The sequence below is a fragment of the Cryobacterium sp. M23 genome, assembly GCF_002929655.1.
Taxonomy (GTDB): domain Bacteria; phylum Actinomycetota; class Actinomycetes; order Actinomycetales; family Microbacteriaceae; genus Cryobacterium; species Cryobacterium sandaracinum.
In genome coordinates, this window is sequence record NZ_PJJV01000024.1 from 1 (window position 1) to 5,059 (window position 5,059).

Consider the following 5,059-nt stretch of genomic DNA (forward strand, 5'->3'; position numbering starts at 1 on the left):
CCGCGGATCCTCGCCGACCTCCGCGCCGATGGCGAGATCATCTCCCGCAAAACCGTGGCCAGCACCATGCGCCGCCTGGGTTTGGTGGGCATCAGCCCCAAACGCTGGCGCACCACCACGGTCAGCCAGGCCGAGGACGCCTACCCGGTCGACGCCGTCAAACGGCAGTGGGATACCGGGGCTCTGAACCAGGTCTGGGTGGGCGACATCACCTACCTGAGGACCTGGGAAGGGTGGCTGTATTTAGCCACCGTCATCGACGCCCACTCGCGCCGCGTGATCGGCTGGGCCATCGCCGACCACATGCGCACCGACCTCATCCAGGACGCCCTGGTCATGGCCATGGCTCTCCGCGGNCGAGTTCGCTGCCGCACATGGCATTACCCGGTCGATGGGACACACCGGAATTTGCTGGGACAACGCCATGGCCGAGAGCTTCTTCGCGACCTTGAAAACAGAGTTTTACTACCGTCGTATCTGGCCCACCCGGGCGCGCGCGATCCGCGGCGTCGCGGCGTGGATCGAGAACCGCTACAACCGCCGCCGGCGGCATTCCTCGATCGGGCATGTCACCCCGGTGGACTTCGAGATGCAATACTCGTCCCAGGCCGCAGAGATCCAACTCGCCGCTTAACCCGTGTCCACTCTCCGGGGTCAAGGCCATGGTGATGGGTCCGCTGTTGCTGTCCACTGCAGCACGCCGGCCGCATCTTGCCCACCCTCTGCGGGTCAAACAATCGGAAGCGTCCAACGAAAGATGGTGTCGGCCGATCGTTGCGCGGCCTGGCTCCATCCGGAAGATGTGAGCGACTACGGCCGCCGGTTGTAGGAAAGTCCCAGACCAGACAACGACGCGCAGACGACGGGGAGTTCCGTTTAACTGACAGTGCTCGGTTGCGCCTGATTGCGATGTGCGAGTTGGCGCCGGTGCTGTGGCCGCCAGGTGGAGACGAGGGCGAATGCGAGGAGAAGTTCTGCGAGGTCTCCTCCGTAGTACATGAGTTCTCCGGCCTGCCGGAACTCGGACGCGGACGCGGGGACCTGGACGAACAGCCCGGCGTAGAGGAGTTGGGAGATGATCGCGTGGCCGGCGATCGCGACGCCCAATATCACCAGCCGGGCGGGCACGGACGGTCGTCGGGGCGCGGGATCCGGGCCCGAGATGACCCAGGCGAACAGGTAGCCGGCCGCGAGGAAGTGCAGGTGCACGAGGTGGTGAAGGACAGGGGCGTTAGACGCGGCGGTGAAGAGAGGGGTGAAGTACAGCACGGCCAGACCTCCGAGATTGAGGGCCAATGCGGTGACGGGGTGGGCGATGAGGTGCATGGGCCGGGCTCGGAGAATGCGTCCGATGAGCTTGCTTTGACGTCGGGGTACGGACCGGAGCAGAAGGGTTATGGGTGCGCCGAGGACCAGCCCGATGGGCGCGTACATCCCGATGAGCAGGTGCTGGTACATGTGAGTGGGAAGCCCGCCGAGAGGAAATGGAGAGGTCTGCGGGGATAAGCCCAGGGCGAGGAGAGTGCAGCCGGTGAGGAATCTTGCGGTCCGCCAGCTGCTCCACCCGCGTGGTTCCTTACCGCGGTTATGAGCGAGGAGAGCGTATCCGAGCGCTACTGCGGCGATGAGGATCAGCGGAACCGCCGTCCCCAAGGCGGTGGCGGCGTGGCCGGCGTGAGCCTCGTGCGTGTCGGACATCACCTCAAGGAGTGCGTTCGATCATTGTGGTCGGTCAGATCGATGGGGCGCCCGATGCGCTGCAACAGCCATCCGCCGATTACGAGTAACGCGCCGAGGACAAGGAAGAGGATATCGGCCAGGGTTTGGAACTCCCCGCTGATCACGTGATGGACCCCCAGGATGTGGTGGTCCACGATGCCTTCCACCAGGTTGAATATTCCCCACCCGACCAGGATCCAGCCCCAGAGCACGCGTGAGGCCCAGACGCGGCCGCGGGATCCGGTGACGCGAGAGTAAAGCATTCCCAGCCCGATCAGTACCGCGAGCCAAGTGACCGTATGGAACAACCCGTCCCAAAGCGTGTTCATTTGCAGACCGGGGACCGTATCCGCTGGGTAGGACCCGATATCAATGTTCGCGGTCGCGGCGCTGGTGAGCATGTGGTGCCACTGCAGGATCTGATGCAGCAGGATCCCATCGACGAATCCACCCAACCCGATACCGAGGATGGTGCCAGGTAGACCGATCCCGCGGGGCTGTGCGCGGGTTTCCGCCACATTCACGCCTGAAGCGTTGACCACCATATCTCCATTCGGTTGATACAACACCAGCATGGCACCGCGCGGTGCGGTCGTCCAGTTCCCTGCTCACTTGGTAGTCGCCCTTGCGGGATTGAGGTCTCGCTCAAAGCTGACGTCCCTGAGCTTTCACGGCAGCCCGACGAGTGCTCGTCAGGAAGGAGACAGTGAGTAAGACGAGGGCGAAGAGACCTGCGGTGATGATTCCTAGGAAGTTCAGGTCAACGGTGAGAACGTAAATAAGGGGTGCCAGGATGTTGCTGTGCAGCTCGGCGAGCACGGACAACATCCCTAGCCCGCCGATGACGAAGCCTCAATCCGCCGCTCATTCAAGGCGGACCGGTGGATTGAGGCTAGGCGCAATACCGTTCAGTTAAGCGTTCTCGTGTTACGTTGTGGCTATGGCGCGTACAGGGTGGGTAAAGCCGGTCTCTGATCGCCGGTTGTCGGATTTGGTGTCGGTTGGTTTGTTGACCCGGGTGTTTCCTGCGGCTGTCATCGACGAGGTGGTTCAGGCCGCGGGCCGGACTGAGCAGCGGAACCGGGCGTTGCCGGCGCGGGTGATGGCGTATTTCTCGATCGGGATGGGTTTGTATGCCGAAGCGTCGTACGAGGATGTGTTTGCTCAGCTGACGGATGGTTTGTCGTGGTCATCGGGCTGGTCCGAGGCGTACGCGCCGCCGTCGAAGTCGGCCATTTTTCAGGCGCGTCGGCGGTTGGGGTTTGAGCCGGTGCGAGACCTGTTTGCCCGGGTGGCGCGGCCGTTGGCAGGGCCTGACAGGCCGGGTTCCTGGTTGGCGGGGCGGCGTTTGATGTCCATCGACGGCACAATCTTGGATCTGGCGGACAGCGTGGTGAATGCGGAGTTCTTTGGCCGGCCGCCGGTCAGCCGGGGGGAGCAATCTGCTTTCCCGCAGGCGCGCCTGGTGGCGTTGGCGGAGTGCGGAACGCATGCCGTTCTGGACGCGGTGATGGGACCGTGCACGATGTCGGAGATTGAACTCTCCCGTGAGCTCGCAGGCCGTTTCACGCCGGGCATGCTGGTCCTGGCCGACCGGGGCTTCTACGGCTTCCGGTTGTGGGCTCAGGCGGCAGCGACGGGCGCTGACCTGCTTTGGCGGGTCAAGACGAACCTTCGTCCGAGGCATCTGGAGACCCTCGCTGACGGGTCCTGGCTGGCGACGATCATCCCGACCTCTGGCCCTGGGCGGCAATCGACACCACCGTTGACCGTGCGGGTCGTGGACTACACGATCGACGATGGACGCGACAACCCTGACGCCTACCGGCTGCTGACCACGATCCTTGATCCGGGCGAAGCCTCAGCGGAAGAACTCGCGACCGTGTACTCCGAACGGTGGGAGATCGAGTCCGTGTTCGACGAGTTGAAAACTCACCAACGCGGGCCGCGCATGGTGATGCGGTCCAAATCCCCCGACCTGGTCAAGCAGGAAATCTGGGGCCACCTCTGTTGCCACTACGCGATCCGCACCCTCATGGTTGAGGCCGCCCAACACGCTCGCCGCGACCCCGACCGGGTCTCTTTCGTTGCCGCACTCCGCATCGCCCGCCGCTCTGTCGCTCAGGGCGCTTTTCCCCCTTCCGCAGCCTGACCACGCCAAAGCGGTCTGGCGCCACGCCATCCTCGCCCTCGTCCGGCGCCTGAACCCCGCGCGACGACGGCGATCACACCCTCGCGTCATCAAACGCAAGGTCTCGAAGTGGCCCGCCAAACGCTTCCACCACACGCACTGGCCACAACCCCTCCACGAGCCAGAAATCACCACTCAAACACTTAACTGAACGGTATTGAGGCTTAGCGCGTCCCCAAGTGGATCCTGGAAAGCAGCGACCTATCGCCAGAGCGTCATCACTTGGCAGGCGCGCGTCCCCCGATCGAGGTCAAGATAGTGACGAGCATGGCACTAGCAATGGTCTTCCGATTCCACCCGGTCGTCATAGCCTCAAGCTATATCCCGCAACCCCTGGGCCTAGTTCGAAGCCGTCAAAGCCTCGCGTTTGGGCCCTTTTTGTCGCGTGAGTTTCAGCGGGTTGCACCGGTGTGTGAGGTACGTGCCGTTCCACGTGCCAACACCGTGTACCATCTACCAGTTAAGACTATATACCTCTAGGGGTATAACGGCATTACGGATTAGTAAACGGAAGGAACTCAGATGATGTGGGGTAACGGAAGTATGGGATGGTCCTGGGGATTCGGACTGCTAGCTATTGCAGGCGTCGCCGTGCTCGTTTACGTCATTGTTCGTTTACTGTCGAACAAATCCGGAAGCGATGACACACGATCCGCTCCGAGGCAAGCTGATTCGATCAGTGCTAGGCAAATTCTTGAGGAGCGTTTCGCTCGGGGGGAGCTCACTGCGGAGCAGTTGCGTGATCAGCTACGGGTGCTCGAGGAGGACCGGTAGTGCCCGATCTCAGTCGCCGTAGCGCCCTGATCCTCGGCGGGGTGGGGATCGCAGGCACGGCTGTAGGCGGAACGGATTTCTTCGTCAATCAACGGATCTCATCAACTACGTCACCGGCAACACCGTCCGGGAGCGACCTCGTGGAGCCCCCGGAGCTACGAAGCGTCAATGGCACTCTCACCGTTGACCTCGAGTCTTCACCCCAACAGGTGACCCTCGCTGGCCGTGACGTGCGTGCGCCCAGTTACAACGGTGGCGTGCCCGGCCCCACACTGCGCGTTCGAGCGGGAGATACGGAATTTGTCAAGGTGAATGAGGCCAGCGTGAGTTTAGGCGGCTAGTTGTGGCTGGCTTTCTTGCTCTTTGGCGGGCTGG

The 5,059-nt window shown here is 62.8% G+C and carries 4 protein-coding genes and 1 pseudogene; 3 read left to right on the top strand and 2 right to left on the bottom strand.

The window, feature by feature from the left end:
• Window positions 1-6 precede the first annotated feature (6 nt).
• Together CXY82_RS18415 and CXY82_RS18420 are read left to right on the top strand one after the other, a co-directional pair.
• Window positions 7-369: pseudogene (locus CXY82_RS18415) on the top strand (DDE-type integrase/transposase/recombinase); the annotation flags it as partial.
• 55 nt (window positions 370-424) lie between these two features.
• Entirely contained in the window at window positions 425-634 is a 210-nt protein-coding gene (locus CXY82_RS18420; RefSeq protein WP_370443660.1) for an integrase core domain-containing protein, read from the top strand.
• Window positions 635-876: 242 nt separating this feature from the next.
• On the opposite strand, the gene CXY82_RS00285 is transcribed toward CXY82_RS18420, so the two are convergent.
• Together CXY82_RS00285 and CXY82_RS00290 are read right to left on the bottom strand one after the other, a co-directional pair.
• Window positions 877-1,698 carry a cytochrome c oxidase assembly protein gene (locus CXY82_RS00285; protein WP_104169182.1) on the bottom strand — a complete coding sequence of 274 codons (822 nt, stop codon included), beginning with the start codon at window positions 1,696-1,698 and terminating at the stop codon, window positions 877-879.
• The gene (locus CXY82_RS00290; protein WP_199180826.1) at window positions 1,698-2,294 is read right to left on the bottom strand and encodes a DUF2243 domain-containing protein; all 597 of its coding nucleotides are present in this window, start codon (window positions 2,292-2,294) and stop codon (window positions 1,698-1,700) included. Before CXY82_RS00290 ends, CXY82_RS00285 begins: the two co-directional genes overlap by 1 nt.
• A 365-nt stretch (window positions 2,295-2,659) precedes the next feature.
• Between CXY82_RS00290 and CXY82_RS00300 the strand changes: the two genes are divergently transcribed.
• Complete coding sequence (locus tag CXY82_RS00300) at window positions 2,660-3,871, top strand: IS4 family transposase (RefSeq protein ID WP_104169183.1); 1,212 nt, start codon at window positions 2,660-2,662, stop codon at window positions 3,869-3,871.
• The last annotated feature ends 1,188 nt before the right edge of the window (window positions 3,872-5,059 follow it).

What these genes read in the sequence shown, in the direction of transcription:
- CXY82_RS18420 (WP_370443660.1), top strand. Translation starts at nt 425, where the DNA reads ATGGCCGAGAGCTTCTTCGCGACCTTGAAAACAGAGTTTTACTACCGT.
- CXY82_RS00285 (WP_104169182.1), bottom strand. Translation starts at nt 1,698, where the DNA reads ATGTCCGACACGCACGAGGCTCACGCCGGCCACGCCGCCACCGCCTTG.
- CXY82_RS00290 (WP_199180826.1), bottom strand. Translation starts at nt 2,294, where the DNA reads ATGCTGGTGTTGTATCAACCGAATGGAGATATGGTGGTCAACGCTTCA.
- CXY82_RS00300 (WP_104169183.1), top strand. Translation starts at nt 2,660, where the DNA reads ATGGCGCGTACAGGGTGGGTAAAGCCGGTCTCTGATCGCCGGTTGTCG.